The sequence below is a fragment of the Streptomyces sp. DH12 genome (genome assembly GCF_020873895.1).
In the GTDB taxonomy this organism is placed as follows: Bacteria; Actinomycetota; Actinomycetes; order Streptomycetales; family Streptomycetaceae; genus Streptomyces.
Genome location: NZ_JAHWGT010000098.1, coordinates 1 through 1,194, shown reverse-complemented (window position 1 = coordinate 1,194; position 1,194 = coordinate 1). Strand labels below are relative to the sequence as shown.

The 1,194-nt window shown below is 68.4% G+C and carries 2 protein-coding genes and 1 pseudogene; 1 reads left to right on the top strand and 2 read right to left on the bottom strand.

Going from position 1 to position 1,194, the window contains the following annotated elements; genetic code table 11:
• Positions 1-265: hypothetical protein (locus tag LPA54_RS32715; RefSeq protein ID WP_228984392.1), on the bottom strand; the 265-nt coding region annotated here is incomplete at its 3' end.
• 112 nt (positions 266-377) lie between these two features.
• On the opposite strand from LPA54_RS32715, the pseudogene LPA54_RS32710 reads away from it, so the two are divergent.
• Positions 378-488, top strand: a pseudogene (locus LPA54_RS32710) (transposase family protein); the annotation flags it as partial.
• An 84-nt stretch (positions 489-572) separates the two neighbouring features.
• Here LPA54_RS32710 and LPA54_RS32705 read toward each other — a convergent pair.
• On the bottom strand, positions 573-995 hold the full coding sequence (locus tag LPA54_RS32705; RefSeq protein ID WP_228916337.1) for a hypothetical protein: 423 nt from the start codon (positions 993-995) through the stop codon (positions 573-575).
• Positions 996-1,194 lie beyond the last annotated feature (199 nt).

Here is a 1,194-nt window from a genome sequence, read left to right as displayed (position 1 = left end):
GGTCCATCATTCGGACTGCGAGGGCTACTACGTTCCCGTCGACTTCGCCCACGTCATCGTGGACGAAAAGGCACCGGGCGGCTACCTGGGGTCTTCGGTGCGTCTGCTGGAGGAAGCCCGTCGACTCGCTGAAGCCCTCGGTCTTCCAGAAGACCTCGATCCGCACTCCGAAGAGGTATTCGAGGCCGCCGACGCCGAGCAGCTGGCCACTGAGGGGTGGCGTCGCTACGGCGTCGAGTCCTATGTATGCCTGCAGCTCCTCCACGCTGCGAAACTCTCGGTCGCGACTGGAGCGGCCATTGCCTTCACCTGAGGCTGCCGTCAAGCGAATGAAGGACGACAGGCGTGACCGGTGTCCGATGACGGCTGATGGCAGGGATTGCGCGGAACCGGTGTGCAGGGGCCAGCCGTGGAGCATGCCGCTGGAGGACCGGTTCCTGTTGATCGCCGCCTACTGGCGCACCAACCTCACGCTGCGGCAGCTGGCACGCCGTTCACGGCGGACACCGGCCCCCTGGGCGGTGTGCGTTGGGGCCGTGCCCGGGCCGTCGTGAAGTCCGGTGATGGCCGTATCAGGGCTGGTGGTTTCCGGAGACCACCGCGACCTTCCAGAGGGAAGGTCCGCCGGTCACCCGGACGGTGAGGTGCTGGGGCTTTGTGTCGTCGTGGACGACGCCCACGGTGTGGACCCCGTTGCACGTGACCGGGTGGGGGTTGCCGCTGTTCCGGTCCACGATCGAGACCTTGCCCTTGCCCTCGCACGTCGCGTAGAGGGTGTAGGCGCCTTCCTGCGGGGTGAATTCGGGCAGTTTCTGGGTCTTGTCGCCGGTGGTCTCGGCCACCAGGGTCCGCGCGTTCTCGGGCAGGTCGAGGCCGGGCGGCTGTGTCGCGGGTGTTTGTGCGGGCTTGCCGGCGGAAGCGGTCGCAGCGGTGGGGCTCGGCCGCTTCGCCTCGGGCTCGTCGGAGCAGCCTCCCGCGAGGAACAGTGTGGCCACGGCGGCAGCGGTGAGTGTGGTGGGACGCAACGGGGTCTCCCGGCATGAGGGCGGGGGCGCCCGGCCCCGGTGTCAGGGCCGGGCGCGAGGAGCTGGCGGACGCTCCAGCCTTCCATGTACGGGGCCCGGACAGTCATGCACCACTTGTCGGACTTCTGGCAGGCTCACTCAGGCAGCGCGTTCCTGCGCGACCGTATAG